This window comes from Micromonospora sp. NPDC003241, assembly GCF_053589795.1.
The window spans coordinates 67,593-92,190 of the sequence record NZ_JBSFSO010000004.1; the positions used below are offsets into that span (position 1 = coordinate 67,593).

21 protein-coding genes and 1 pseudogene are annotated in these 24,598 nt (G+C 72.3%); 8 read left to right on the top strand and 14 right to left on the bottom strand.

The window, feature by feature from the left end; translation table 11 throughout:
- Positions 1–25: 25 nt before the first annotated feature.
- Positions 26–3,181: a BTAD domain-containing putative transcriptional regulator gene (locus ACWDVW_RS05060; protein WP_449945001.1), complete on the bottom strand. Its 3,156-nt coding sequence runs from the start codon at positions 3,179–3,181 to the stop codon at positions 26–28.
- Positions 3,182–3,315: 134 nt separating this feature from the next.
- Here ACWDVW_RS05060 and ACWDVW_RS05065 point away from each other — a divergent pair, with 134 nt between their 5' ends.
- Both ACWDVW_RS05065 and ACWDVW_RS05070 read left to right on the top strand, forming a co-directional pair.
- Entirely contained in the window at positions 3,316–3,819 is a 504-nt protein-coding gene (locus ACWDVW_RS05065; RefSeq protein WP_449945003.1) for a hypothetical protein, read from the top strand.
- A 19-nt stretch (positions 3,820–3,838) separates the two neighbouring features.
- Positions 3,839–4,315 (top strand): SRPBCC family protein, encoded by a 477-nt coding sequence (locus ACWDVW_RS05070; RefSeq protein ID WP_449945006.1) that lies wholly within the window; start codon positions 3,839–3,841, stop codon positions 4,313–4,315.
- 46 nt (positions 4,316–4,361) lie between these two features.
- On the opposite strand, the gene ACWDVW_RS05075 is transcribed toward ACWDVW_RS05070, so the two are convergent.
- The 7 genes and pseudogenes from ACWDVW_RS05075 to ACWDVW_RS05105 all read right to left on the bottom strand — a co-directional run.
- A complete protein-coding gene (locus ACWDVW_RS05075; RefSeq protein ID WP_449945009.1) occupies positions 4,362–5,231 on the bottom strand; it encodes an STM4011 family radical SAM protein in 870 nt (289 codons plus the stop codon).
- Positions 5,228–6,553 (bottom strand): STM4012 family radical SAM protein, encoded by a 1,326-nt coding sequence (locus ACWDVW_RS05080; RefSeq protein WP_449945011.1) that lies wholly within the window; start codon positions 6,551–6,553, stop codon positions 5,228–5,230. Before ACWDVW_RS05080 ends, ACWDVW_RS05075 begins: the two co-directional genes overlap by 4 nt.
- Entirely contained in the window at positions 6,550–7,353 is an 804-nt protein-coding gene (locus ACWDVW_RS05085) for an STM4013/SEN3800 family hydrolase (RefSeq protein ID WP_449945013.1), read from the bottom strand. The genes ACWDVW_RS05080 and ACWDVW_RS05085 overlap by 4 nt, the downstream gene beginning before the upstream one ends.
- Complete coding sequence (locus tag ACWDVW_RS05090) at positions 7,341–8,438, bottom strand: STM4014 family protein (RefSeq protein ID WP_449945016.1); 1,098 nt, start codon at positions 8,436–8,438, stop codon at positions 7,341–7,343. The genes ACWDVW_RS05085 and ACWDVW_RS05090 overlap by 13 nt, the downstream gene beginning before the upstream one ends.
- Position 8,439: 1 nt before the next feature.
- The gene (locus ACWDVW_RS05095) at positions 8,440–9,390 is read right to left on the bottom strand and encodes an STM4015 family protein (RefSeq protein ID WP_449945018.1); all 951 of its coding nucleotides are present in this window, start codon (positions 9,388–9,390) and stop codon (positions 8,440–8,442) included.
- 6 nt (positions 9,391–9,396) lie between these two features.
- A complete protein-coding gene (locus ACWDVW_RS05100) occupies positions 9,397–10,269 on the bottom strand; it encodes an STM4015 family protein (protein ID WP_449945020.1) in 873 nt (290 codons plus the stop codon).
- A gap of 505 nt (positions 10,270–10,774) precedes the next feature.
- Positions 10,775–12,163, bottom strand: a pseudogene (locus tag ACWDVW_RS05105) (LVIVD repeat-containing protein); the annotation flags it as partial.
- Between the two features lie 235 nt (positions 12,164–12,398).
- On the opposite strand from ACWDVW_RS05105, the gene ACWDVW_RS05110 reads away from it, so the two are divergent.
- Together ACWDVW_RS05110 and ACWDVW_RS05115 are read left to right on the top strand one after the other, a co-directional pair.
- Positions 12,399–13,121, top strand: a complete 723-nt coding sequence (locus ACWDVW_RS05110; RefSeq protein ID WP_350694837.1) for a DUF305 domain-containing protein — start codon at positions 12,399–12,401, stop codon at positions 13,119–13,121.
- 86 nt (positions 13,122–13,207) lie between these two features.
- Positions 13,208–13,744, top strand: coding sequence for a DinB family protein (locus tag ACWDVW_RS05115; protein ID WP_449945023.1), 537 nt, complete (start codon positions 13,208–13,210; stop codon positions 13,742–13,744).
- A 119-nt stretch (positions 13,745–13,863) separates the two neighbouring features.
- Here ACWDVW_RS05115 and ACWDVW_RS05120 read toward each other — a convergent pair whose 3' ends face one another.
- The 3 genes from ACWDVW_RS05120 to ACWDVW_RS05130 all read right to left on the bottom strand — a co-directional run bounded on the left by ACWDVW_RS05120 (position 13,864) and on the right by ACWDVW_RS05130 (position 16,549).
- Positions 13,864–14,589 (bottom strand): DUF2306 domain-containing protein, encoded by a 726-nt coding sequence (locus ACWDVW_RS05120; RefSeq protein ID WP_449945025.1) that lies wholly within the window; start codon positions 14,587–14,589, stop codon positions 13,864–13,866.
- Positions 14,590–14,705: 116 nt separating this feature from the next.
- Positions 14,706–15,308: a response regulator gene (locus tag ACWDVW_RS05125; RefSeq protein ID WP_449945358.1), complete on the bottom strand. Its 603-nt coding sequence runs from the start codon at positions 15,306–15,308 to the stop codon at positions 14,706–14,708.
- A gap of 104 nt (positions 15,309–15,412) precedes the next feature.
- Entirely contained in the window at positions 15,413–16,549 is a 1,137-nt protein-coding gene (locus ACWDVW_RS05130; protein ID WP_449945027.1) for a sensor histidine kinase, read from the bottom strand.
- Between the two features lie 157 nt (positions 16,550–16,706).
- Between ACWDVW_RS05130 and ACWDVW_RS05135 the strand changes: the two genes are divergently transcribed.
- The 4 genes from ACWDVW_RS05135 to ACWDVW_RS05150 all read left to right on the top strand — a co-directional run bounded on the left by ACWDVW_RS05135 (position 16,707) and on the right by ACWDVW_RS05150 (position 20,201).
- The gene (locus ACWDVW_RS05135) at positions 16,707–17,177 is read left to right on the top strand and encodes a molybdenum cofactor biosysynthesis protein (RefSeq protein ID WP_449945030.1); all 471 of its coding nucleotides are present in this window, start codon (positions 16,707–16,709) and stop codon (positions 17,175–17,177) included.
- Positions 17,178–17,316: 139 nt separating this feature from the next.
- Positions 17,317–18,414 carry a calcium:proton antiporter gene (locus ACWDVW_RS05140; RefSeq protein WP_449945033.1) on the top strand — a complete coding sequence of 366 codons (1,098 nt, stop codon included), beginning with the start codon at positions 17,317–17,319 and terminating at the stop codon, positions 18,412–18,414.
- Positions 18,415–18,705: 291 nt separating this feature from the next.
- Positions 18,706–19,443 carry a neutral zinc metallopeptidase gene (locus tag ACWDVW_RS05145; RefSeq protein ID WP_449945036.1) on the top strand — a complete coding sequence of 246 codons (738 nt, stop codon included), beginning with the start codon at positions 18,706–18,708 and terminating at the stop codon, positions 19,441–19,443.
- A 110-nt stretch (positions 19,444–19,553) separates the two neighbouring features.
- Entirely contained in the window at positions 19,554–20,201 is a 648-nt protein-coding gene (locus tag ACWDVW_RS05150; RefSeq protein ID WP_449945360.1) for an HAD family hydrolase, read from the top strand.
- A 100-nt stretch (positions 20,202–20,301) separates the two neighbouring features.
- On the opposite strand, the gene ACWDVW_RS05155 is transcribed toward ACWDVW_RS05150, so the two are convergent.
- The 3 genes from ACWDVW_RS05155 to ACWDVW_RS05165 all read right to left on the bottom strand — a co-directional run bounded on the left by ACWDVW_RS05155 (position 20,302) and on the right by ACWDVW_RS05165 (position 24,593).
- On the bottom strand, positions 20,302–22,857 hold the full coding sequence (locus ACWDVW_RS05155) for an ABC transporter permease (RefSeq protein ID WP_449945038.1): 2,556 nt from the start codon (positions 22,855–22,857) through the stop codon (positions 20,302–20,304).
- Positions 22,857–23,624 carry an ABC transporter ATP-binding protein gene (locus ACWDVW_RS05160; RefSeq protein WP_449945041.1) on the bottom strand — a complete coding sequence of 256 codons (768 nt, stop codon included), beginning with the start codon at positions 23,622–23,624 and terminating at the stop codon, positions 22,857–22,859. Before ACWDVW_RS05160 ends, ACWDVW_RS05155 begins: the two co-directional genes overlap by 1 nt.
- Before the next feature lie 282 nt (positions 23,625–23,906).
- Positions 23,907–24,593: a response regulator gene (locus ACWDVW_RS05165; RefSeq protein WP_449945362.1), complete on the bottom strand. Its 687-nt coding sequence runs from the start codon at positions 24,591–24,593 to the stop codon at positions 23,907–23,909.
- Positions 24,594–24,598 lie beyond the last annotated feature (5 nt).

The following is a 24,598-nucleotide window of genomic DNA, read 5'->3' on the forward strand; positions in this document are numbered from 1 at the left end:
GTCTTGGGCTTGGTGGGGTGGGTGGTCAGGGGTGGGGGTGGGTGGGGAAGCGGGATTGGAGGAGGGTGTTGCCTTGGGTGGCGGCCAGGTGGGCGCCGGTGGCGAGGGCGGTGGGGTCGCGGCGGGCGATGCCGCGGATGCGGTGCAGTTCGGGGGCGAGGACCGACTCGCCGAGGCGGTCCGCGACCGACAGTCCCTCGTCGGCCAGCTCCGCCGCCGTCGACGGATCACCCGCCACCAGGTACGCCTCGGCCATCGCGCTGTACGTGACGGTGCGGGTGGCCCGCAGCCCGGGGCGGTAGATGCCCTCCACCGCGGCCCGCATCGCCGGGAGCCGGTCGTGCTCGCCGCCCCGCGCGGCCGCCCACTCCAGGAAGAAGCCACCCGTGGTCACGAAGTGCGGCATGCCGTTGGCGGCACCGATCTCGCGGCACCGGTGCGCCGCCGCGCGTACCGCCGCCACGTCGCGTTCCTGCATCCCCATCCAGGCCGCGAAGAGTGCCGCGTTCGCCCGGCCGTACGGGTCGGCGAGCCGCTCGGCCAGCCGCTCCGCCTCGGCGATGTCCCGCCGGGCGTCCTCGGTCGCACCGCGCAGCGACCGGACCAGGGCCCGGAAGTTGTACGCGGCCAACACCGGCAGCCGACCGACCTGGCGGCCCAGCAGATCCGGGTCGACCGTGCGCAGCCGATCGACGGCGGCGGTGAGCCGCTGGTCGGCCTCGACCAGCGCGCCGGTGAAGTAGCCGACCACACCCCGCAGGTACTCTCCGGCCGCCGCGATCAGCCCGGTGCCGTCGTCGGCCCGGACCAGCCGCTCAGCCAACTCCCCGCAGCCGGCGTAGTCGGCCTGGTTGGCGGCCAGTTCGCCGAGCGCCCACAACGCGGGCCGTACGTCGGTCTCCGCGCCGACCAGCGCCAGCAGCTCCCGGGCCCGGGCGCAGACCTCGTCGACGGCGTCGGCTCCGACGCCGACCGTCATCTGCAACAGGGCAGCCCGGTGCAACTGGACGGCGAGTTCGGTGGCCGCCGCCGACGGTGCGGTGCCGGCGAGCGGCGACAGTCGCCGGGCCGCCCGGTCCAGGTGGCCGAGCGCGTCCTCGTACGCGAACCGCCGCGTCGCGTCGTCGGCCGCCGCCAGTGACCAGCGCAGATGGTCCTCGCCGTGCCCGAGTCCGATCGCCTGCCCGAAGTGGTGGGCCAACTCGGCCGGGGCGACACCGCCGATCCGCTGGTACGCCAGGGCCAGCCGGGCGTGCAGCGCGGCGCGTCGGGGTGGCGGCAACTGCGCGTACGCGACCTCGGCGAACAGCGGATGACGGAACCGCACCGCACCCGGCCCGGCCTCGGCGACCAGCTCCGCGGCGTACGCCGCCGTCAGCCCCTCGGTGAGGTGCGCCGCCGAGACCTCCAGCACCGTCGCCATCGTCTGCGTGTCCAGGTCGCGTCCGGCCACGCCGAGCAGTTCCAGGCAGTCGCGGGCCGCGTCGGGCAGGGCACCGAGGCGCAGCCGGACGGTGTCCCGGACGCTCGGCGGCAGGTCCGCGTCGGCCGGGTCGGTGCCGGCGCGCAGCAGCTCGGTGATGAAGAACGGGTTGCCCCCGGTCCGGGTGGTCAGGCGCGCCGCCACCTGCCGCTGCGGGGGCGTGCCGGTGCGTCGGCGGACCAGGTCGGCCACGTCGGTGTCGGTCAGCCCGGTCAGCCGCAGGTGGCGGAAGCCCGCACCACGGGCCAGGTCGGCCACCGTCGCCACCAGCGTCGGGTGGTGCTCGTAGGGGCGCATCGTGGCCAGCACGAGAACCCGGGCGTCGGCCAGGGTGGTGGCGAGGAACCGCAACAGCAGTAGCGAGTCCGGGTCGGCGGCGTGCAGGTCGTCCAGCACCACCAGCAGGCCGTCCGCACCGGCGACCGTCCGCACCAGGTCCGCCACCGCCTCGTACGCGCGGAACCGCGCCGTCGGGTCGGGTGCCGCGTCGCCGGTCGACCCGTCCGCCGGTCCGGCCGCGAAGCCGTCCAACCGGCGCGTCGATCCGGTCGTGCCCGCCTGCGGCATCGCCGCCAGCGTCCGCACCACCTGGTTCCACAGCCAGAACGGCGGCGTCTGCCCGACGTCGGGGCAGCGGCCCCACACCGCCGGTACGCCCCGCGTCCCGGCGAGCGTGGCGGCGAGCGTGGTCTTGCCGATCCCCGGCTCGCCCACCACGACGGCGACCCGGCCACCACCGCCGGTGGCGGCCTCGGTCAGCGTCGTCATCAGCTCGGTCAGTTCGGCGTCCCGGCCGACCAGGGAATCCGAACGCGCCGCCGGAGCCGGTCCGACCACGCTGGTCGTCCCGTGGGCCGGTCCGGGCTGGTCGGCCGGAGTGGACGCGGACGGGCCGACCACCCCGGTCGGCGTGGCGTCCGGCGCGACAGCGGTAAAACCCGTGGCCGTCGGCGGCGGCACGGACTGGGTCAGGATCCGGCCGTGCAGCCCGCGCAGCTCCTCGCCCGGGTCGATGCCGTACTCGCCGGCCAGGACCCGACGGCCCTCGTCGAAGGCGGCCAGCGCCTCGGTCTGTCGCCCGGACCGGTAGAGCGCGAGCATCAACTGGGCGCGGGCGGTCTCGCGGACCGGGTTCGCGGCCACGAACTGGCGCAGCTCGGCGAGTACGGCGGTGTGCCGTCCGGCCGACACGGCAGCCGTGAACCGTCCCTCCTCGGCACCGAGGCGTGCCTCGGTCAGCCGGGCGGCCTCGGGACGCACCGCCGTCAGCTCGGCCGCGCCGGTCAGCGGCTCGCCCCGCCAGAGCGCCAGCGCCTCGACGTAGCCCCGTTCGGCCGAGTCGGCGTCGCCCGCCGCGAGCGCGTGTGCCGCGTACGCCGCCAGCCGCTGGAAGCGGACCGCGTCGATGGCCTCCGGCTCGACGCGCAGTTCGTACCCTCTGGGGTGGCTGCGCAGCACGCGGGCCGGCTCGCGGTGGCTGCGCTGCGGTTCGACCGCGCGGCGTAGTCCGGCCACATAGGTGCGCAGCGTCATCTCGGCGCTGGCCGGCGGCCGTCCGTCCCAGAGCGCGTCGACCAGCCAGTCGGTGGCGACGAACCGGTTCGGGCGCAGCAGGAAGAGCGCGAGCAGCGCCCGCTGCTTCGGCCCACCGAGCGGCACGGTGTGCCCGTCCCGGACGGCCTCCAGCGGTCCCAACATGCGGAACTGCACCTGACCACCACACTGTCCGGTCCCCACCTGGTCGGGTCGAGTATGCCAGTCCTCCGCACCTCGACCGGTGTGCGCTGCCGGCCGGAGGCCGGTGTCGGTGCGATATAACGGTGGCCGTGGATATGGCGGAGATCGAGACCGAGGTGGCGGACCTGGACGCCCGCTACCGCTCGGTGGCGAACAAGCCGGTCGACGTCACCGCACTGGACCGGATGGCGGATCTGGGCGCCATTGTCGACGCGGAGCTGACGGCGCTGGGTGTGCAGGACCGCGCCGAGCGGGTGCTGCGCGCCATCGTCGACAGGTACGCCGCCGACGAGACCGCCCGGGTCGAAATCCGGCGGATGTTCGACCGGTACCCGTCGTTCCGCTGGGCGGCGCACCTGCCCACCGACTGCCGGACGGCCGAGGAGTTCCGGGACGACCTCGTCCATCTCTCCGCCCGTGACCAGGGCGCCGACACCCGCGACGAGATCATGGCGTTGCAGGCCGTGTGCGACCGGGCCCGGCGGGCCGGGATCGACGTGGATCCCGTCCTGGCGGAGGTGGCCGCGATGTCCAGCGACGAGGACCGGTACGGGATGGGCTCCCTGCGCGACATCATCCTGCGCCACCGCACCCGGTGAGGGCGTGGCAGGATGAGGCGTGCCCGATGATCGGAGACCGTCGATCACGTTCGAGACGAGCTGTGTCGTCGCCGCGTCGCCGGACGAGGTCTACCGCCACCTGACCGACCCGCACAGCTACATCGGCTTGTCGCCGCTGATCGTGGCGGTCTCCGACGTGCGGACCGGCCGGGACGCCGACGGCCGCGCGGTCACCGACTACGTCGCCGTCGAACGGTTCCGGATGGTCGGCCCGCTGCGCTGGGACAACCACATTCGGGTGCGGATGGTGGCGACCCGTCCCGGCAGCCAGATCGTCAGCGACGTGCGGAGCCCGGGGTGGGTGTGGCTGCGCGCGGTGGTCGACCTGACGCCCGAGACCGACGGTACGCGGATCCGGGAGTCGGTCACCGCCGGTGCCCCGCTGCTGCTGCGGCGCTTCGTGGCGGGACAGGCCCGTCAGGTCGCGGCGTTCCGGGCGACCGAACTGACCCGCCGGATGGCGACCCGACCCTGATCGCAGCGGCCTCCGCAGTGTTCACCGTCGGCGGTGACGCTCCTGGTCAGACCGACCCGGCCGGCCTTCCCGGCCACCCGGCCGGGATGCGTTCCAGCACCCCGCCCGCAAAGACGTCCCGCAACCCCAGCGGCTTGAGGTGGACGTAGCCGATGTGGCAGTCGCAGATCGCGTTGCTGCACGGCCGGGGCGCCAGCGCGGCCCGCCACGACCCGTCGTACAGGTTGCCGATCGGGGTGTCGATGAAGTGGCAGCGGCGGACCGTGCCGTCGCCGCGCACGGAGATCGCGGTCTCTCCGGCGTGGCAGGGCCGGTCCAGGGACAGGTGCGGGCGCACGCTGTAGCCGAAGTGCGGGTCCAGCTCCGTCCAGGTCGCCGCCTCGGCGGCGTCGTAGCGACGTCCCTCGGCGGCGTTGACCCACAGATAGACCTCGTCGGGCAGCAGCGCCCGCAGCGCCCGCGCCTCGGCCAGGTGCTCGGGCAGCCCGACCACCCCGACCGAGTACCGGACACCCAACTCGGACAGGCGGGCGCAGCGTCGCAGGAACCGTTCCCGGGTGACCTGCCCCGGGTGGTACGTGGTCCAGAGCGCGGCGGCGCTCGGGTCGGCGTCGTCGAGCCAGTCCACCCGGGCCGCCAGGTTGGTCTGGATGACCACCCGCTCCACGTGCGGCAGGTGGGACAGCGACACCATCGCGTCCCGGTACCAGCGCCGGGTCAAGCCCTCGCCCCAGGGCGTGAACAGCACCGACAGGCGTACGTCGGTGGTCGCGCCCACCCAGTCGGTGAACCGCGCCAACGCCTCCCGGTCGGCACGGAGCAGCTCCGGCGGGTCACGGCGCTTGGCGAACGGGCAGTACGGACAGTCGTAGTTGCAGCTCGCCAGCGGGCCACGATAGAGGATCGCCAGGTTCATCGCGGCACGTACCCGGCCATCGCGTGCTGCACCTCGGCGGAGGTCAACCAGGGGCCGACGGCGTCGGAGCGGGCCAGCCCCGAGGGGGTGAGGCGGAGCCCGCCGTCGGTGGCCCAGCCCCGCTCGACCAACCGGTCGAGCTGCGGGAAGTCCTCGCCCGGCGGGCGACCGAACCGGGCCCGGTAGGCGTCCGGGTCGACCCCGTCGACGCGCAGCAGCGACTTCAGCAGCCACCGACGGCGCTGCTCGGTGCCGTCGAGGTGGTACCCGAACTCGGCGTACCGGAAGTCGTCGGCCGGTCGGGCCAGGTAGTCGTCGAGCACCGCGCGCACCTGCGAGACGCTGACCGCGTAGTCGAAGGAGTAGTGCAGCGCGGTGGTGTACGAGCGGGCGCCGCAACCCAGTCCGACCATGCCGTCGTCCTGGCAGCAGTAGTCGGGGCCGTCGGGGGCCGGCACGTCGGCCCGGCGGAACTGGCGCATCGACTCCTGCCGGTAGCCGGCCGCGCCGAGCGTCTCCACCGCCTGCCGGTAGAGCGCGAGGCGCTGCGCGTCCCAGTCCGCGCGGGCGTGCGTGCGCCGGCCCAGACCGGTGAGCGGCCGGACGTAGAGCGGATAGAGGTACAGCTCCTCGGGACGCCACGTCAGCGCCGCGTCGAGGCTCTCCCGCCAGGTGTCGGCCGTCTGCCCGTCGATGCCGTAGATCAGGTCGATGTTGAGCACCGGGACACGGGCGTCGCGGATCGCCGCCAACGCCGTCTCCACCTCCGTGCGCCGTTGCGGTCGACCGGCGGCGCGGGCCTCGACGTCGAGGAAGCTCTGCACCCCGATGCTGACCCGGGTGGTGCCGTACGCGGCCAGCACCGCGAGCCGGTCCGGCGTCGCGGTGGCCGGTGACGTCTCCACCGACAGCGGTACGCCGGGCAGCCGCGCCCCGAGGGTCGTGGTGGCGATGTCGAACAGCTCGGTCAGCTCGTCGGCGGTCAGATGGGTGGGGGTGCCGCCGCCGAAGGCCGCGCGGGCATACCCGGTCGAGCCGCCGAGCGCCTCGGCGACCTGCTCGGCCTGCCGACGAAGCTGCCGCAGGTAGGCGGTGACCTGCTCGGCGGGTGCGTTGGCCCGGGTGAACAGGTTGCAGAAGCCGCAGCGCATCTCGCAGAACGGCACGTGCAGATAGAGGAAGAGGGCGTCCCGTGCCTGGTCCCGCCACACGTCGGTCAACGACGGGCGGGGGCGCAACGCCCGGTACGAGGTCTTGTGCGGGTAGGCGTAGAGATACTGCTGGTACGGCGAGCCGTCGAGACTCGCGTCGGTGCTGGTCACCATTCTCCAGGGTGCAGGGTGAAGTGCGCGTACGGGACGGTCCACACCACGTCGTGGCCGATCCGGTGCCCGGTGTGCCCGTCCTCGCCGTACGCGGTGCCGTGGTCGGAGCAGATGATCGTGAACACCGGCCGCCCTCGGCCGGTGACCAGGCCGAACAGTCGCTCCATCCGGCCGTCCACGTACTCCAGGGCGGCGGCGTGGCTGGCCAGGTCGTCGTCGGCGGCGCCGGGCAGGTGGTGCCGGTTCGGCTGGTGCAGGGCGGCCACGTTGAGGAAGGTGAACAACGGCCGGGTCGGCGGCAGATCGGCCACCACCGCCGCCAACCGGTCGAGCTGGGCGTCCACGCAGGTGGGCGACGTGACGCCGAACTCCGGCTCCCAGTGCGCCTCGCGGAACAGCCCCGGCAGGACCGCCCCGAGCGGGCTGCGTCGGTTGAAGAAGCCGACGCCGCCCAGGCACAGCGTGTGGTAGCCGACGTCGGCGAGCGCGGTCGGCAGGTCCGGCGCGTCGAACACCCACGTGTCGGCACCGGAGGTCTCGCTGCCCGGAAAGGCCGCCGCGTACAGCCGTTCGTGTCGACCCGGGGGCACCGGCGTGGGCAGGAACCCGGCGAAGAAGGCGTGGTGCGCGGCGTAGGTGAAGCTGGCCGGGGAGTGCCGGCGTTCCCACCGGCCGCCCGGCAACGCCCGCGTCAGGTGCGGCGTCCGGCCGGCCGCCGCCAGCTCGGCCGCCACGTCGTAGCGCAGCGTGTCGAGGGTGACCAGCAGCAGGTCGTGGTCACCGATCAGGCTCCGCATCCGACCACCTCCGGCGACGCGGCCGGGCCCGTCCGACCGGGACGCCACCCAGCGCCGGTCAGGGCGTGCACCTGGGCGGCGTAGCTGTCCCGGCCGTCGGCCAGCACCCCGGGCAGCAGGTCACCGAACGCGTTGACCTCGGCCACCGCGTGCCGCCGCCAACCGACCAGGAACATCAGGTCCACGCCGACGTGCAGCGAGTCGGGGAAACAGGCGGCGGCCCGCTCGCACGTCTCCATCGCCGCCGACCACTGCCGGGCCCCGGCCGCCCGCCGCACCTCGTCGAGATCACCACGCGCGTTGCCCAGGTGCAGGTTGGTCAGCGGCCCCCGCGCCGCCCGGACCACCACGTGGTCGGGCCGACCGGCGATCACCAGCACCCGCAGGTCGACCACCCGGTCACCGATCCCGGCCTTGGGCAGCCACTGCTCCACGTGCAGACCTTCCGGCGCGAGCCGGTCCACGATGGCCGCGATCTGCGTCTCGTCGGTGTAGCGGCGTAACCGCAGCGAGTTGAACAGCGCCTCGGGGGTGTGCTCGATGGTGGTGACCGCCTGCACCCGGCCGGCGCCGACCGCCAACGCGATGATCCCGGCGGCCGAGGAGCCGTGCGCCGGCTTGACGAACACCCGGCCCCAACCGGCCTGCGCCATCGCCGACCGCAGCTCGGCGTAGCCACCGACCTGCGGCAGCGCGTCCGGCACCGGCACCCCGGCCGCCGCCAGCCGCGCGTGGCAGCGCCGCTTGTCGCAGAGCACCGCGACGTCCTCCGGCGGGTTGAGCAGGGTCGCGCCACCGGCGGCCACCCGGGCCATGCCGTCCACCAGACCGGCGTACCCGTCGGCGAGGCCGACCAGTTCGCCGGGCCGCGCGACGGTGGCCGACCGGCGCAGCAACTGGTCGACCCGGGCGTCCTCCCCGGGCGAGTCCACCCGCACCAGCGTGCCGGCCGGGGGCGGTGCGGCCCCGGTCAGCACCTCGACCCAGGGCAGCACCTCGGGCCGGGGCAGACCGGCGGCCAGCACCGCGTCGGTGAACATCGACACCCGACGGTTGCCGGGATTGCCGACCACGGTCAACCGCATGTCACTCCGAGACCGCGGTGTAGCGGTAGCTCTCGCCGTCGTCCTCCTCGTCCGCCTCCTGCGGGTCGGAGACGTTCACCCGGACGTCCGGCAGGGCGGCGACCACCGACGCGGCGACCTCCTCGGACAGATAGTGGTGGTGCAGGTCCAGCACCGTCAGGTGGGTCAGCGGCTGACCGGCGAGCAGCGCCTCCGCCCCCTCGTCGCTGAGAGTGCCGTTGGACAGGTCCAGCACCTCCAGGCGGCGCACCACGGGTGCGGTCGCCAGGGCCCCCGCGATGTCGTCGGTGATCATCGAGTTGCACAGGCCCAGCCGGCGCAGCGCCGGGAAGCGCTCGTCGGCCAGCAGCGGGGCGAGGTCCGCCAGCTCGGTGGTGCCGCCGTAGTCGTCGGTGCCGAGCCAGAGTTCGAGGTCGGCCAGCTCGGGCAGGTCGGAGTCGAGCACCGCGCCGACGAACTCGCGGGACAGCCCGCCGCTCTGCACCACCAGTTCGCGGAGGTTGTCGTGCTTCACGGGGGAGAAGTCGAACTCCTCGCCTCCGCGCACCCACAACACCTCCAGGTCCGGGTACGCCGTCAGCAGCGGACTGACGTCGCCGACCTTCATCCAGGAGACCTCGCACTCCTCGAAGATCATGTCACCGAGGAACAGTGCCCGCAGTGCCGGCAGTCGATCGGCCGCCGCGCAGATCTGTGCGATCGGCGCGGGGTTGAAGGCCGCGTACCCCCAGGCGCCGATGACCAGCGACTCCACCGTGTCGCCGACCTGCGCGACGAACCGCTCGAAGGTGGCGGCGAACTCCTTGGAGAGCGCGCCTTCCTTGGTGTCGTCGAACTCCGGATGGGTGACGCGCCACGAGACCGGGCCGGTCACGGTCGGCAGCGGCCCCTCGAGCGGAAACTCGACCACCGGACGGTCGGCGAACTCGGCGAGGTGCGAAGAGAACGTCATGTCTGCTCACTCCCCGACTGCGGTGAAGCGGTAGGTGCGGCCGCTGTACACGTCCGGGGTGCGTCCCTCGGACACGTCCACGCGTACGCCGGGCAGGGCCGCGACGACCCGCTGTTGCGCCGGCTCGGACAGGTAGTGGTGGTGCAGGTCGAGCTCGGTCAGGTGGGTCAGCGGCTGCCCGGCCAGGAGCGCCTCCAGACCCTTGTCGGTGAGGTTGCCCATCGACAGGTCGAGCACCGAGAGTCGGGGCACCACCGGTGCGGTGGCGACCGCTCCGGCGACCACGTCGGCGATCTCGGCGTTGCGCAATCCCAGTCGCCGCAGCTCCGGCAGTCCGGCACCGGCGAGCAGCGGGGCGAGGTCGTCGAGGGTGGTGTCGCCGCCGTAGTCCGATCGACCCAGCCACACGTCCAGTCGCTCCAGGGTCGGCAGGTCGCACTCGCCGACCGCCCGCACCACCGCGCCGGGCAGGCCACCGGACTCGAACCGCAGCTCCCGCAGGCCGGTGTGCGTGACGGCGTCCAGCCGCAGACCCTCGCCGCCGCGCACCCACAGCGTCTCCACCTGCGGGTAGGCCGCCAGCAGCCCGGTGATGTCGTCGTGGGTCAGCCAGGAGAGCTCGCACTGCTCGGAGACCAGGTCGGCGAGGAAGAGCGCCCGGAGCCCGGTCCACTGCGAGGCCGCGTTCACCAGGAGGTCGACCGGCAGCGGCCGTTCGTACGCCATCCCCCACTCGCCGACCACGACGGCGCGGACCGACTCGGCCGGGACCTCCTTGAGCATCGCCTCGACCAGCGCGACGAACACCTCGGGCTCCGGCTCGTCGTCGAGATCCCCCACCTCGAGCCGCCAGGCCACCGCCGACGGATCCGCCGGCATCTCCATTCCCGATGTGAACGGGAGCACCGGAAGACCGGCGAACGACGACACGTGCGTTCTGAACACTCTCAACCTCCGACCTGACCGCGATGGCGGCGAGACCGTAACAGGCCGCTCCGACAGGTCCGGTCCGGTAGGTCCTCCGCCGTCCCCGGGGTGGGACGGGCTCCGGCCCGGCGGAGACCGCCGGGCCGGAGGTGGTGCGGTGCACGGGGTGTGCGGATCAGCTCGTCCGCACCGACCCGTTGACCTTGGTGTCACGGATGGTCGCGCCGACGGCGTTCACCGAACCGTTGACCCGGCTCTCCACGATCGAGACCACCGAGGCGTTGTGCGCGTGGATCGCGCCGTTCAGGTTCGAGTTGAACACGATCAGCCCGGCACCCGGGTTGACCTTGATCGCGCCGTTCTGGGTGACCCCGTCCATGCAGGTGATGCCGGTCTTGATGGTCATGCTGCCGTTGTGCCGACCGCGCAGGACGGTGGTGCACTCCGGGTAGCTGGGCTGGGTCTGCACGTTCAGCTCGTCGAAGGCGACGACCGCGCGGGCGTTGTTCGTCAGCGGGTCGTCCAACTTGAGGACGTCAAGTCCCTTCTGGATGTCGTTGGAGTAGATGTAACCGTTGTGGTAGTACGTCGACCAGGCGCCGCCGAGGATCCGGCGGGTGTCCGACAGCGGGCCCCGCTCCCAGAAGGCGATCTCGACCGGGTTGGCCGAGTCGGTGAAGTCGATGACCGAGATGCCACCCTGGTACCACGCCTGGACCATGATGTCGCGGCCCATCGCCGGGATCAGCGAGCCGTTGTGCGCCACGCAGTTCTCGAGGGCGGAGTTCTCCCGCGGGATCTTGAAGTAGCTCTTGAAGACCAGTCGACGGTCGGCACCGGAGCCGACGATGTCGTACAGCGCGTTCGCGCCCTGGTTGGCCCGGTAGGCCGGGGTGCAGATGGCGCCGCTGCCGCCGCCGAGCTCGTCGGTGAAGACGACCTTGGTGCCGGCGTTGTTGAACGTGGCCGAGTGCCAGAACGCGAAGTTGGTGTCGCGCACCTGGCTCAGGACCACCGGGTTCACCGGGTCGGAGATGTCCATCAGGACGCCGTCACCCATGCAGGCGCCGGCGGCCAGGTCCAGGTCCGGGTAGGCGGTGATGTCGTGGCAGCCGCTGGTGTTGGTGTTGCCGCCGTCCGGGAAGAGGACCGGGGTGGCGACCACGGAGGCGCTGGTCGGGTTGTCCAGCGGCACGTCGATGATGGAGATCTTGTCGTGCGGCGGCTTGCAGTAGAACGCGTTGTTCGACGGGCTGTACGACTGGACGTACACGTAGACGCTCTTGTCGTCCTTGCTCGGCACCAGCGTCAGGGTGTGCGAACCGCAGTCGGTACGGACCGACTTGATGTAGCGCGGGTTCGCCTTGTCGCTGATGTCGAAGATCCGGACGCCCTCCCAGGCGCTCTGCTGGGCCACCGAGCCGGCGCTGCTGCTGCACGAGTCGTCGCTGCGGGGCGAGTCGACCGCGAGGAACAGCAGGTCCCCGTAGACCGACGGGTCGCCCTGCGCTCCGACGCAGACGACCTGGCTGACCACCTGGGGTGAGGCCGGATTGCTGACGTCGAAGATGCTGAACCCGTTGTAGTTGCCGGCGATGACGTGGTTGTCCTGGAACGCCAGGTCCGAGTTGTACGCGGCCTCGCTGGCGAACCCGCCGAACTTTGGGACGTTGGCGATCTGGGTGAGGTTGGGGCTGCTGACGATCTCGTCGACGGCCGGGATGGTGTTCGCGGTCTCGGCGGCGCTGCTCGATGGCGCCACCGCGACACCGGCGACGAGAAGGGCACCTGTGGCGGCCAGGCTGATTCCCAGCCTTCGGCTCCCTCGTGGGGTCGGTCTGAACATGTAGGAACACCCTTCGTCAGGGGTGAGCAGGGTTAGCGGAGGTTAACCCTGCGGTGGGTGCTCGATCGTCGGCCATGTGGTCACGGTTCAGCAACACGACCGCCGATGTCTCGGCGCAAACTGCCGCAGGTGGGGCTAAGCGATCGTTCTGCTGTTCGCAACCCTCCCGTCGCAGCTCAGGCCCGCGCTACCATCCCGGCCAACTGTGAACGGCGGGAGTCGAGTTGTGCTAGGTGTGCGGATCCGTGGGCTGCTGCGGCAGTCCCGGAAGCTTGTGCTGATCGAGTTGGCCGTGCTCGCGGTGCTGGCCGTCGGGATCGCGGTGGCCGTGTCGTGGCCGGACAGCGAGCCCCCGGCGCCGACGGCGCAGACGAACGAGCCACCGCCGCTCGACCTGCCCGGCATCCCGGACGCCACCGCACCGGTGCTGATGCCGGGCGGCCCCGGCGAACCGGCGAAGACCCTGTCGGCCAACGAGATGTCGCCGATGGCCCGGCCTCCGCACAACAACGCCGACACCCGGTTCGTCACCATGATGATCCCGCACCACGAGCAGGCCCTGGTGATGGCCAAACTGGTCGGTGACCGGGCCGAGAACTCGAACCTGAAGATCATCGCGGACCGGATCCTGGCTGCCCAGGACCCGGAGATCAAGACCTTGGAGACCTGGTTGACCGACCGGGGGCTGGACCGCAACTCCGGCGACGGGCACCGCCACGAGATGGCCGGCATGCAGACGGCGGAGGCGCTGAACCGGCTGACCGCCGCCCGGGGCGCCGAGTTCGACCGGATGTTCGTCACGATGATGACCGAGCACCACCAGGGCGCCATCGCGATGGCGAACGAGGTCCTGACGCTGGGCACCGACATCATCATCAACGAGTTCGCCAGCAGCGTCGTCGTCGAGCAGGGCGTCGAGATCAACCGGATGCGCGAGGTGCTGACCGGCCGCCGGTAGCCGTGGCGCGGTCCCGCCCGTCCGACGTCCCGGAGTTGTCGGTGGTCACCGATAGCGTCGGGCGGACGCCGACGAAGGGACCAGCCATGGCGGGGAGCAGCCCACACTCCGAGAGCAGCCTGTCGCCCGAGCGCGCGGACCTGCTACAGGCCTTGCGTCAGCAACGCTTCTTCCTGCGCAACACCGCGCGGGAGCTGACCGACGCGCAGGCGGCGACGTGCAGCACGGTCAGCGCGTTGTGTATCGGTGGTCTGATCAAGCACGTCGCGGACGTCGAACGAGGCTGGGCCGACTTCATCGTCGACGGCCCGGCCGAGGCGCCGGACCACAATGACCCCGCCGTCCACGAGCGCCACGCACAGTCGTTCCGGCTGCTGCCGGGCGAGACCCTGGCCGGCGTGCTAGCCGCGTACGACGAGGTCGCGGCCCGCACCGACGAGCTGGTCCGGAGCCTGCCCGACCTGGACGCCAGCCAGCCGTTGCCCGCCGCACCCTGGTTCGAGCCGGGCGCCCGCTGGACGGCCCGACGGGTGCTGGTGCACGTCATCGCCGAGACGTCGCAGCATGCCGGGCACGCCGACATCATCCGGGAGGCGATCGACGGCGCGAAGTCCATGGGCTGAATCGGCGGCTCGACCTCAGCAGCGGTCTCCGCCCGCCACCGTTCGCGCCCGGCCCGTCCAGGTCCGGCCCGTCGGCGTTTGGCCTGTCCGCGTCTTGCCCGTCCGGCGGGCCGGTCCGCTCACGTTCGGCCCGTCTCCGCTCGGCCCTGGAGCGTTTCGCCCGTTCGCGTCCGGCCCCGGCGCGAGACGGCCGGCGCGGGGGATGCCGGTCCCGCCGCTCCGGCGCGGATGATCCACTCGGCCACCGCCAGGTTGATCAGCCAGCCGGCGGCGTGCAGCCACGCCCGGGTCAGCTCGCCCGGCGGTTCGGCGACCACGAGCCACGGCAGATGGGTCAGGAACTGGGTGCCGGCGCCCTGACCGATGGCGTACCCACGGATCATCCACGCGCGGTGCCGGCTGACGTCCCGCCGCAGGATCGCGCCGAGACCGAGGACGATGCAGCCGGCCATCGCGCCGCCGAAGAACAGCCGCAGACCGATGAGGAACGCACCGTCGATGGGCATGAGGGGATAGCACGCGGCCATCCACATGCCGGAGAGCGCGGCGAGGATCCCGGCCGGCACCAGCAGCCGACCCGCGACGCGGTGCCATCCCGGTCGCCGACGCCGGAAGCCGGGCATGAACTGGAAGGCGCCCAGCAGGCAGTACACGCTCGCCGTGACGATGTGCACCAGCACCGGCACCGGATCGGCGACGAAGCGGGCGTTGGCGGGCGTGACCGCCGGATCGCCGGACAGCTCGACGGTCCGGACGGCCCCGGCGACCACCGGGACGAGCGCGAGCAGGATCAGGCCGGTGGGTATCGCCCACTCGTGTCTGCGGAGGAAGCGGTTCGTGGACATGAATCGATGCTGGGTTCGCGACGGCGCGAACTCGTCGGTGCATGGGCTCGGGCCCCGTCGGTCCTCGGAGTGAGCCGACGCTCGTACTTACGGCGTCCGCGCCGGCCGGCGGAGCGCTACCGGCCGCGTACCCGGTGCGTCTCGTACGCCCAGATGGCGATCTCCACCCGGTTCCGTGCGCCGAGCTTGGCCATCAGACTCGCCACGTGCGTTTTCACCGTGCTGAGACTGACGTGGAACTCGCCCGCGATCTCGCTGTTGGTCCGCCCCCGGGCCACCGCCGTCAGGATCTGCTCCTCCCGGTCGGTGAGCGGGTCGACGGGTTGCCGGGGCGGCGCGGCCGGTCCGGCGTCGGCGAAGGCGCGCAACAGGCGGGTGGTGACGCTGGGCGCGATGAGCGCGTCACCGTCGGCCGCGGCGCGGACCGCCTGGGCCAGCAGCGCCGTGCCGGCGTCCTTGAGCAGGAAGCCCCGTGCTCCGGCGCGCAGCGCGGCATAGACGTACTCGTCGAGGTCGAAGGTGGTGATGACGACGACGGCGAGCGGTTCGGTGACCCGGGGCCCGGCGAGCCGCCGGGTCGCCTCGATACCGTCCACACCGGGCATCCGGATGTCGAACAGGCACACGTCGGGACGCAGCCGCCGGGCCAGTTCCACAGCGTGGTGACCGTCGGCGGCCGTACCGACGACCTCGATGCCCGGCTGGGCGTCGAGGATCATCGTGAGTCCGCTCCGGATGATCTCCTGGTCGTCCGCGACGACCACCCGGATCCGCCGGTCGCCGTCGTCGCCGGACGGGTCCGGTCGTCCCGTGGTCGGTCGGGTCACGCGGGTGCCCCGGCCCGGGGCAGCACCGCGTCGACGATCCACCCCTGTTCGGGACCGGGTCCGGCGGCACACCTGCCGCCGAGCAGCGCCGCGCGTTCGGCCATCCCGGCGAGTCCGTACCCGGAACCGGGAAGCGGTCCGGCCGGGCTCTCGCCGTCGTCGCTGACACGTAGCCGTACCGAGGCGTCGTCCACCTCGACGCGTACCCGGATGCGGGTCGCGTGCCGCGCGTGCCGGCGGGCGTTGGTCACCGACTCCTGCACGAGCCGGTAGACCGCGCGGTCCACGGACGGGGCGAGGCTGCCGGCGTCACCGACGATCTGCACCTCCACGACCGGGCCGTCCGGTGCGTCCGCCGCGAACCCGGCCAGGTCCGCGATGCGCGGCGTGGGCGCCAGCGCGGCGGGCTCGTCGGTCCGCAGCACCCGGACGAGGCCGCGCATCTCGGCCAGCGCCCGCGACGCCTCGGCCTCGATGAGCTGCAACGCCTCGATCGCCGCCTGCGGATGGGTGGCCGCCACGGCGAGCCCGGCCTGGGCCCGGATCGCCATCGCCGACACGTGGTGCGCGACGGTGTCGTGCAGGTCTCGGGCGAGACGTTCCCGTTCGAGCAGCGTGACCTGGTCCAGCTCGCGCTGCCGGGCCCGCGCCCGGTACCGCACGCTGGTGCCCAGCGTGGCGGCGGCGAACAGGACGACGAAGGCGGCGGCGGTGTCCGCGAGACCGGCCTGACCGGCGGCGACCCACAGTCCCAGCTTGCCCACCACGACCAGACCGCCGAGCACGACCTCCTGCCCGGAGCCCCAGCGGAACAGGGCATACACCAGCAGCAGGACGAAGGCCAGGACGTCCTGTTGGAGAGCGTCCCGGTCGGTCAGCAGCGGAACCAGCCCGCAGACGCCGAAGGCGAGCGCGACCATCGGCAGCGGCCGGGTCCGGCGCCAGAGCACCGTGGCCGTCAGCGCCACCGCCACGGCCACCGACAGCGGTCGCCAGGCCAGCTCGGGCCGGACGATCCCCTCGACGAGCGCGACCGGCGCGAGAATCGCGAGCAGCAGCCAGTCCCGCCACACGCGACGCGGCGCGCCGGGCGGGGCGGGTTCCTCCCACACCGAGCGCAACAGAGCCGACACGAGTCCATCGTAGGAACGGGACGGCTCCGCCGGATCGGCCCAAAGTACGAGCGGCCGAATCGTTCACGTCCCCGGCCTCGGGGATCCGAAACGGTGTGCCCCAGCCAGATCCAACGGTCGGCGCGGGGTGGGCGTCGCCCGCCCGTACAGTCGTGCCATGCCGGAGATCGTCGAGCTGCTGGCCTCGCCCACGCACCGTTACGTGGGGCGACCCTCGGACGGGCCGGCGCCCGCGCCCGACGGCGAGTCGGTCGACGAGATCCGGGTACGCGCGGAGCTGGGCATCGTGGGCGACCGTTACTTCGGCAAGCCGGCACACCGTGGGGCGAGCGTGACCGTCATCGCGGTCGAGTCGTTGCCGCCCGGCGCGGGGCTGACGCAGGTCCGGCGCAACGTCCTGATCCGTGGTGTCGACGTGGACGGCCTGGTCGGGTCGGTGCTGGTGCTGGACTCGGGGCAGGGACCGGTCCGGCTCCGGGTCAACCGGCCGGCGCACCCGTGCGCCTGGATGGACGTGACGATCGGTCCCGGCGCGTGGCGCGGGCTGCGCGGGAAGGGCGGCGTGCGCTGCACGCCGCTGACCGACGGCGTGCTGCGGCTCGGCCCCGTCGATGCGCGGGTCGAGTGAGGGCCGCGTGTAAGGAAGGGCCCCCTACTAACGCCTCCGGTATAGGAAGGGTCCCTTCCTAACATCAGGGCCGGGCGCGGTCGGGGGAGTCTTCGCCGGTTCGCCGCTCATGATCATTGTTGCTGGCAGGATCCAGATCATGCCCGCGTTGCGCCGCGCCATGACCACCTGGACCGTCTCGGTGCCCATCGCCGCGCTCCTGGTGCTGGGGCTGACCTGGGACCGCAAGCTCACCGGCGTGATGGTCATCGTGGTGGCGCTCTTCCTGGCCGGCGCGGTGCTGGCGGCCGTGCACCACGCCGAGGTGGTCGCGCACAAGGTCGGCGAGCCGTACGGGTCGTTGGTGCTGGCGGTGGCCGTCACCGTCATCGAGGTGGCGCTGATCGTCACGCTGATGATCAGCGGCGGGGAGAAGACCGAGTCGCTCGCCCGGGACACCGTCTTCGCCGCCGTGATGATCACGTGCAACGGCATCCTCGGCCTGTCGCTGCTCATCGGCGCGTTGCGCCGCCGGCTGGCCGTGTTCAACCCGGAGGGGACCGGTGGTGCGCTGGCCACCGTGGCCACCCTCGCCACCCTGTGCCTGGTGGTGCCGACGTTCACCATCGGTCGTCCCGGGCCGCAGTTCAGCCCCGCCCAGCTCACCTTCGCGGCGGTCGTGTCGCTCGCGCTCTACGCGCTGTTCGTGATGGTGCAGACCGGTCGCCATCGGGACTACTTCCTGCCCGTCGGCAGTGAGGGGGAGGTGCTGCCGGAGGAGGCGCACGCCGACCCACCGTCGACCCGGCAGGCCATGGCGAGCCTCGGGCTTCTGCTGGTCGCCCTGGTGGCCGTGGTCGGCGACGCCAAGTCGGTCTCCCCGGCGATCGAGGCGGGTGTGGCCGCGGTGAACCTGCCGCCGGCGTTCGTCGGCGTCATCATCGCGTTGCTGGTGCTGCTGCCGGAGACGCTCGCCGCCGCCCGCGCGGCCCGCCGGGACCGGGTGCAGATCAGCCTGAACCTCGCGCTCGGCTCGGCGATGGCCAGCATCGGGCTGACCATCCCGGCGATCGCGATCGCCTCGATCTGGCTGGAGGGGCCGCTGCTGCTCGGCCTGGGCGGTACCCAGGTGACCCTGCTCGCGCTGACCGTGGTCACCGGCGTCCTGACCGTGGTGCCGGGTCGGGCCACCCTGCTTCAGGGCGGGGTGCACCTGGTGCTCCTGGCCGCCTTCGTCTTCCTCGCCGCCAGCCCCTGAGGCCAGGCCGCCGACCCTGCGGACGAGACGCGAGGCCCGGAGGCCAGACCGAAAGGCCCTGCGGCCCAGCCCTGCGGCCCAGCCCTGCGGCCCAGCCCTGCGGCCCAGCCCTGCGGCCCAGCCCTGCGGCAGCCGCGCCGCCAGCCCTGAGGTCACGTCGCGCACGGCGGAAAGGATCAGGTGGACGGTGCGCCGGTGAACCGGACCGGTCGGTACGGCGTACCAGACGGTGACGGGCGTGACGGTCCTACCGTCGGGGTACTGGTCCGGCGTCGAGGCGGGAGGCACAGGGTGCGGGTAGGTGCGGGGCAGCGAAGCCGGGGCAGGCTCGCCGGTCTGGCGGTGGCGCTGGTGGCGGCCACCGCGTGCATGGTGGAGCCGGTGGGCGCGCCGAACGAGCCCGCCGAGCCACCGGCACCGGCGTCGCCGAGCACCGAGGTGACCCGGGCCGACGGCACCGACACGGTCGAGGAGTTCGAGCAGGACATGGCCGACGCCACGCGCCTCGCCGAACGGTACTGGGCCGAGTACTTCCGGGCCTCCGGCCGGTCGTTCCAGCCGATCCGCCGCATCATTCCGTACGAGCGGGACGGTGAGATCTCCTGCGGCGGGCAGGAGGTGCCCCGCAACAACGCGGTCTACTGCACCGTCAGCGACTACATCGCCTACGACGTCAACTGGTCGTTCCGGGCGTTCCGGCAGATCGGCGACGCGTTCGTGTTCTATCTGCTCGGGCACGAGTACGCGCACGGCGTCCAGACCCGGCTCGGCATCCGCTACGAGTTCACCATCCAGCAGGAGTTGCAGGCCGACTGCATGGCCGGGGCCTACCTCGGGGATTCGGTCCGCGCCGGCACGCTGACCCTCGACGAGGGTGACCTGGACGAGTTCAACGAGGGCCTGCTGGCCGTCGGCGACGACCCCGGCCAGCCGTGGTTCGCCGAGGGCTCGCACGGCACCCCGGAACAGCGCTCCGAGATGTTCTTCCGGGGTTACGAGCGCTCCCTGGCCGCCTGCGATCTCGGTTGACGAACGTCACCGTGCCGGGCGTCGCGCGACAGGCGGCTCCGGCGGGCTGGAAGGATCGACCGGGTACCCGACCCGAGGAGGATCCGGTGAGCAGCGCCCGACCGGCCGCAGTGCTCTTCGACATGGACGGCACGCTGGTCGACAGCGAGCGGTTGTGGGACGTCGCCCTGCAGGAGCTAGCGGAGAGCTACGGCGGCACCCTCTCCGCCGAGGCCCGTCGCGCGATCGTCGGCACCGGGATGGCCGACTCGATGCGTATCCTGCACGACGACCTGAGGCAGCCGCACCGGGATCCACAGGTGAGCGCCGAGTGGATCAACGCCCGCATCCTGGAGCTGTTCCGCACCGGCCTGCAGTGGCGTCCCGGCGCGCTGGCGCTGCTCGGCGCCGTCCGGGAGGCCCGGATCCCGACCGCGCTGGTCACCTCCAGTGGCCGGGCCCTGGTCGAGATCGCCCTGGACACCCTGGGCCGGGACAGCTTCGACGTGGTGGTCTGCGGTGACGAGGTGGACTCCACCAAGCCGCATCCGGAGCCGTACCTGACGGCGGCACGGTTGCTCGGCGTACCGATCGAGGAATGTGTGGCGATCGAGGACTCGGCTACCGGGGTGGCCAGCGCGGTCGCCGCCGGGGCGGCGGTCCTGGCCGTGCCGGCCGAGGTGCCGCTGAGCCCTCGCGACGGCGTACACCAGTTGGAGAGTCTGCTCACCGCGGACCTGGACCTGCTCGCCGCGCTGCTGGTGCGATCGCGGGCCTGACACCCGCGCCACGGGAACGACCGGGCCGGACGCCCGCGCCACGGAGACGACCGGGCCCCGACACCACGTCGCCGTGGTGTCGGGGCCCGTGACGTGCCGTTCAGTCGTGGGCGATCGCGCCCAGGACGTTGATCCGGGCGGCCCGGATCGCCGGCAGGACGGCGGCGATCACCCCGATGATCGCGGCCAGGCCGAGGAAGAGTCCCATCTGGCCCCAGGGCAGCACCAGCTTGTTGATGCCCTCGCTGCGCAGCGCCTCGACCACCGCGGCACCGAGGCCGGTGCCGACCACCACGCCGAGCAGCGCGCCGAAGACCGAGATCACCACCGCCTCCACGGTGATCATGCCCATGGTCTGCGACCGTCGCAGGCCGATGGCGCGCAGCAGGCCCAGCTCGCGGGTCCGCTCCAGCACCGACAGGGCAAGGGTGTTGATGATGCCGAGTACGGCGATCACGATGGCCAGCGCCAGCAGGATCTGGATCATCGTGAGCAACGTGTCGAGCTGACCGGCCTGCTGCTCCACGAAGGCGTTCAGGTCGACCACCGACACCTCGGGGCTGTCCGCCAGCAGCGTCTCGATACGTGGCTGGACGTCCGCGACCGACGTGCCCGGTTCGAGCTGGATGAATCCCTGGCTCGGCTGCGGCACGGTGAAGTTGCGGGCGATCTCCGTCGGCAGCACCATCTCCACACCGGTGAACAGGGGAGTGTCCTCGAAGATGCCGGTCACCGTGTACGTGCTCGGCTCGCCCCGGGCCAACTGCACGGACGTCGTCGAACCGACCGACAGCCCCCGCTCCTTCGCGGTCTCCTCGCTGACCAGCATCTGCCCCGCACCGATCCGGTCGATGTCACCGGCGGCGGCGTTGAGGCTGTAGACCTGGCGCAGGGCGGCCGGCTCGGTCACCGCACCGACGAAGGTGCGCTCGTCGTCGACCATGGCCAGGTCGCCGTAGAGACCGTCGGCGACGCGTACGCCGGGGATCGCCTTCGCCTCCTCCAACACGGCCGGGTCGAAGGTGGGCGGACGGGGTCCGCTCTGCGCCCCGGCGATCACCAGTTCGGCCTTGATGCTGTCCCGGGCCAGGCCGCTGATGCTGCTCTTGGCCGAGTCCAGGATCACCGTGATGCCGGTGACCAGCGCGATACCGACCATCAGCGCGGCGGCGGTGATCGCGGTGCGGCGCGGGTTGCGGCCGGAGTTGAGCCGGCCCAGCTTGCCCGGCACCCAACCGGAGAAGACCCAGCCGAGCGCCGCCACCACCGGCTTGCTGATCAGCGGCGTCAGCAGGGCCACCCCGATGAATGCGAACAGCACGCCACCGAGGATGGTGGCCAGGGTGTTGCCGCCCGCGTGACCGCCCAGCCCGAGGAAGAGCAGGACGGCACCGATCCCGGTCACCAACGCCCCGGCGATAGTGATCTTGGTGAGCGGGCGGTCCGGGGTCGCCACGTCCTGCATCGCCGCGATCGGGGGGATCCGGGCGGCCCGCAGCGCCGGCAGCAGCGCCGCCAGCACGGTGATCACCAGACCGACCGAGAACGCGCCGATCACCGCCGAGGCGGGCATGCTCAACCCGGTCAGTTCCAGCCCACCGGCGACGGAGCTGAACAGGTACGCCAGCAGCGCGCCGACGCCGAAGCCGGCCGCCAGGCCGAGCACCGAGGCGATCAGGCCGACGGCGATCGCCTCCAGCACCACCGAGCCGATGATCTGCTTCCCGCTGGCGCCCACCGCCCGCAGCAACGCCAACTCGCGGGTCCGCTGCGCCACGATGATCGAGAACGTGTTCAGGATGAGGAACGTGCCGACCAGCAGCGCCACCGCGGCGAAGCCGAGCAGGATCCGGTTGAAGAAGGTCAGCCCCTCCTTCAGCCCGGCGGCGGCGTCGGCGGAGAGCTGCTCGCCGGTCTTGACCACGTAGTCGTCGCCGAGCGCCGTGGCCACGCTGTCGCGCAACGCGTCGTCGGTGACGCCCGACGCGGAGGTGACCGTGATGCTGTTGAACACGTCCGGCTCGCCGAGCATCAGCCGTTGGGCCGTCGGGGTGGTGAACATGACCTCGTTGACGCCACCGAGGGAGTCCCGGTCACCGCTGTAGCCGAAGACGCCGACGATGGTGAAGTCCTGCCGTGGGCTCAGCGTGAGCACGCCCACCCGGTCACCGACGGCGACCTTGCCCGCGTTCGCCAACGACTGGTTGATCACGATCTCGTCGTCGGCCTGTGGCCCGCGCCCCTCGCGCAACCGCACCAGGTCGCTCTCGCCGAGCCAGTTGCCACCGAGCTGCGGCGGCCCGAACGAGGCGACGACCTTGCCGTTGCTGCCGATCATCCGCGCGCCGTCGGAGACCACCACACCGGTGGCGTCGGCCACGCCCGGCACCGCCCGGACGGTCTCCACCGTGTCGGCCGGGAAGGGTGCCTGGACCTGCTCGCCCTCCATCTCGTTGACCGCGAGCTTCGGCTTCGCCGACACGCTGACGTCGACCTCCTCGTACGCCTCGGCGAAGAGTTGGTCGAAGGTGCGCCCGAGCGTGTCGGTGAGCACGAAGGCGCCGGAGACGAACATGACGCCGAGCACCACGGCCAGGCCGGACAGGACCAGTCGGACCTTCCGCGCCAGCAGGCTCTTCAGAGTCGCCCGGAACATCAGCCGGCCACCTCGGCGGGCGTGTCCAGCTTCTTCATCGTGTCCAGCACCGTGTCGGCCGTCGGCTCGATCAGCTCGGAGACGATCTGACCGTCGGCGAGGAACACCACCCGGTCGGCGTACGCGGCGGCGGTCGGGTCGTGGGTCACCATGACGATGGTCTGGCCGTGCTCACGCACCGAGTTGCGCAGGAAGTTGAGCACCTCCGCGCCGGCCCGCGAGTCGAGGTTGCCGGTCGGCTCGTCCGCGAAGATCACCTCGGGACGGGCCACCAGCGCTCGGGCGCACGCCACCCGCTGCTGCTGACCGCCGGAGAGCTGCGCCGGCCGGTGGTCCAGCCGGTCCCGCAGGCCGACCGTGTCGATCACCACGTCGTACCAGGCCGGATCGGGCTTGCGGCCGGCGATCGACAGCGGCAGCAGGATGTTCTCCTTGGCGGTCAGCGTCGGCAGCAGGTTGAACTGCTGGAAGATGAAGCCGATCTTGTCCCGGCGCAGCTTCGTCAGGCCCGCGTCACCGAGACCGGTGACCGTCGTGTCGCCGACGTGCACCGTCCCCCGGGTGACCGTGTCCAGCCCCGCCAGGCAGTGCATCAGCGTCGACTTGCCGGACCCGGACGGGCCCATGATGGCCGTGAACCGGCCACGCTCGAACTCGGCGCTGACCCCCCGTAGCGCGACGACCTGGGCCTCGCCGCTGCCGTACACCTTCCACACATCGCTCGCCCGGGCTGCGGCCGGTGCCGACTGGCCTGTCGTAGCGGTCACGTCTCGTACCTCTCCGTCGGTCTCGAATCGCGCCGCCCCCGCTGGTCCGGCACGAGTCCATCTTCTGTGCTGCCCGACGCGGATCCGTCCGACTCCGGGCGGAGACGAGGCGGATTTCCGGGTGCGGGTACCCCCTAAGCGCCGTCAGGGTTGCCCCCGACGCCGCGCCGCTCGGCCACCCCCTCGCGGCCAGGCGAGATCATCGTGAACGGTGCCGCCGGGTGAGGGTCAACCCTTTTCCGCCACCGGCGGTCACTGTAGGTGACCAATGCAACGCGGGCGTTACGCGCCGGGCCGGACCAGACCCGACTCGTAGGCCAGCACCACCGCCTGCACCCGGTCGCGCAGCCCGAGCTTGGTCAACACGTGCCCGACGTGGGTCTTGACGGTGGTCTCGCTCACCGACAGCGCCCGGGCGATCTCGGCGTTGGACAGCCCCCGGGCGACCTGCACCAGCACCTCCCGCTCCCGCTCGGTCAGCGTGCTGAGGCCCTTCGGGGGCGTCGCCGCCGGGTCGGGCAGGGCCTCGGCGAAGCGGTCCAGCAGCCGCCGCAGGATGCGCGGGGCCACCACCGCGTCGCCGGCGGCCACCGTACGGATCGCGGTGACCAGGTCCTCGGCTGGTACGTCCTTGGCCAGGAAGCCGCTCGCGCCGGCCCGCAGCGAGCCCACCACGTACTCGTCGAGGTCGAAGGTGGTCAGGATCAGCACCCGGACCGGCAGCCGCGCGTCGACGATGGCCCGGGTCGCGGTGACCCCGTCCATCCGGGGCATCCGGATGTCCATCAGCACCACGTCGGGAAGCAGCCGCCGGGACAGGTCCACCGCCTCCGCACCGTCGCCGGCCTCGGCCACGATGTCCAGGTCGGTCTCCGCGCCGAGCACCATCCGGAAGCCGGTACGCAGCAGCGGCTGGTCGTCGGCGAGCAGGATCCGGATCGGTCGGCGCGACGGCGTCGCTTCGGTCATCTCGT

Excerpts from the sequence above, each read along its gene's own strand:
- ACWDVW_RS05060 (WP_449945001.1), bottom strand. The coding sequence starts at position 3,181 with ATGTTGGGACCGCTGGAGGCCGTCCGGGACGGGCACACCGTGCCGCTC.
- ACWDVW_RS05065 (WP_449945003.1), top strand. The coding sequence starts at position 3,316 with ATGGCGGAGATCGAGACCGAGGTGGCGGACCTGGACGCCCGCTACCGC.
- ACWDVW_RS05075 (WP_449945009.1), bottom strand. The coding sequence starts at position 5,231 with ATGAACCTGGCGATCCTCTATCGTGGCCCGCTGGCGAGCTGCAACTAC.
- ACWDVW_RS05085 (WP_449945013.1), bottom strand. The coding sequence starts at position 7,353 with ATGCGGAGCCTGATCGGTGACCACGACCTGCTGCTGGTCACCCTCGAC.
- ACWDVW_RS05090 (WP_449945016.1), bottom strand. The coding sequence starts at position 8,438 with ATGCGGTTGACCGTGGTCGGCAATCCCGGCAACCGTCGGGTGTCGATG.
- ACWDVW_RS05095 (WP_449945018.1), bottom strand. The coding sequence starts at position 9,390 with ATGACGTTCTCTTCGCACCTCGCCGAGTTCGCCGACCGTCCGGTGGTC.
- ACWDVW_RS05100 (WP_449945020.1), bottom strand. The coding sequence starts at position 10,269 with ATGCCGGCGGATCCGTCGGCGGTGGCCTGGCGGCTCGAGGTGGGGGAT.
- ACWDVW_RS05115 (WP_449945023.1), top strand. The coding sequence starts at position 13,208 with ATGGCGGGGAGCAGCCCACACTCCGAGAGCAGCCTGTCGCCCGAGCGC.
- ACWDVW_RS05120 (WP_449945025.1), bottom strand. The coding sequence starts at position 14,589 with ATGTCCACGAACCGCTTCCTCCGCAGACACGAGTGGGCGATACCCACC.
- ACWDVW_RS05125 (WP_449945358.1), bottom strand. The coding sequence starts at position 15,308 with ATGATCCTCGACGCCCAGCCGGGCATCGAGGTCGTCGGTACGGCCGCC.
- ACWDVW_RS05135 (WP_449945030.1), top strand. The coding sequence starts at position 16,707 with ATGCCGGAGATCGTCGAGCTGCTGGCCTCGCCCACGCACCGTTACGTG.
- ACWDVW_RS05140 (WP_449945033.1), top strand. The coding sequence starts at position 17,317 with ATGCCCGCGTTGCGCCGCGCCATGACCACCTGGACCGTCTCGGTGCCC.
- ACWDVW_RS05155 (WP_449945038.1), bottom strand. The coding sequence starts at position 22,857 with ATGTTCCGGGCGACTCTGAAGAGCCTGCTGGCGCGGAAGGTCCGACTG.
- ACWDVW_RS05165 (WP_449945362.1), bottom strand. The coding sequence starts at position 24,593 with ATGACCGAAGCGACGCCGTCGCGCCGACCGATCCGGATCCTGCTCGCC.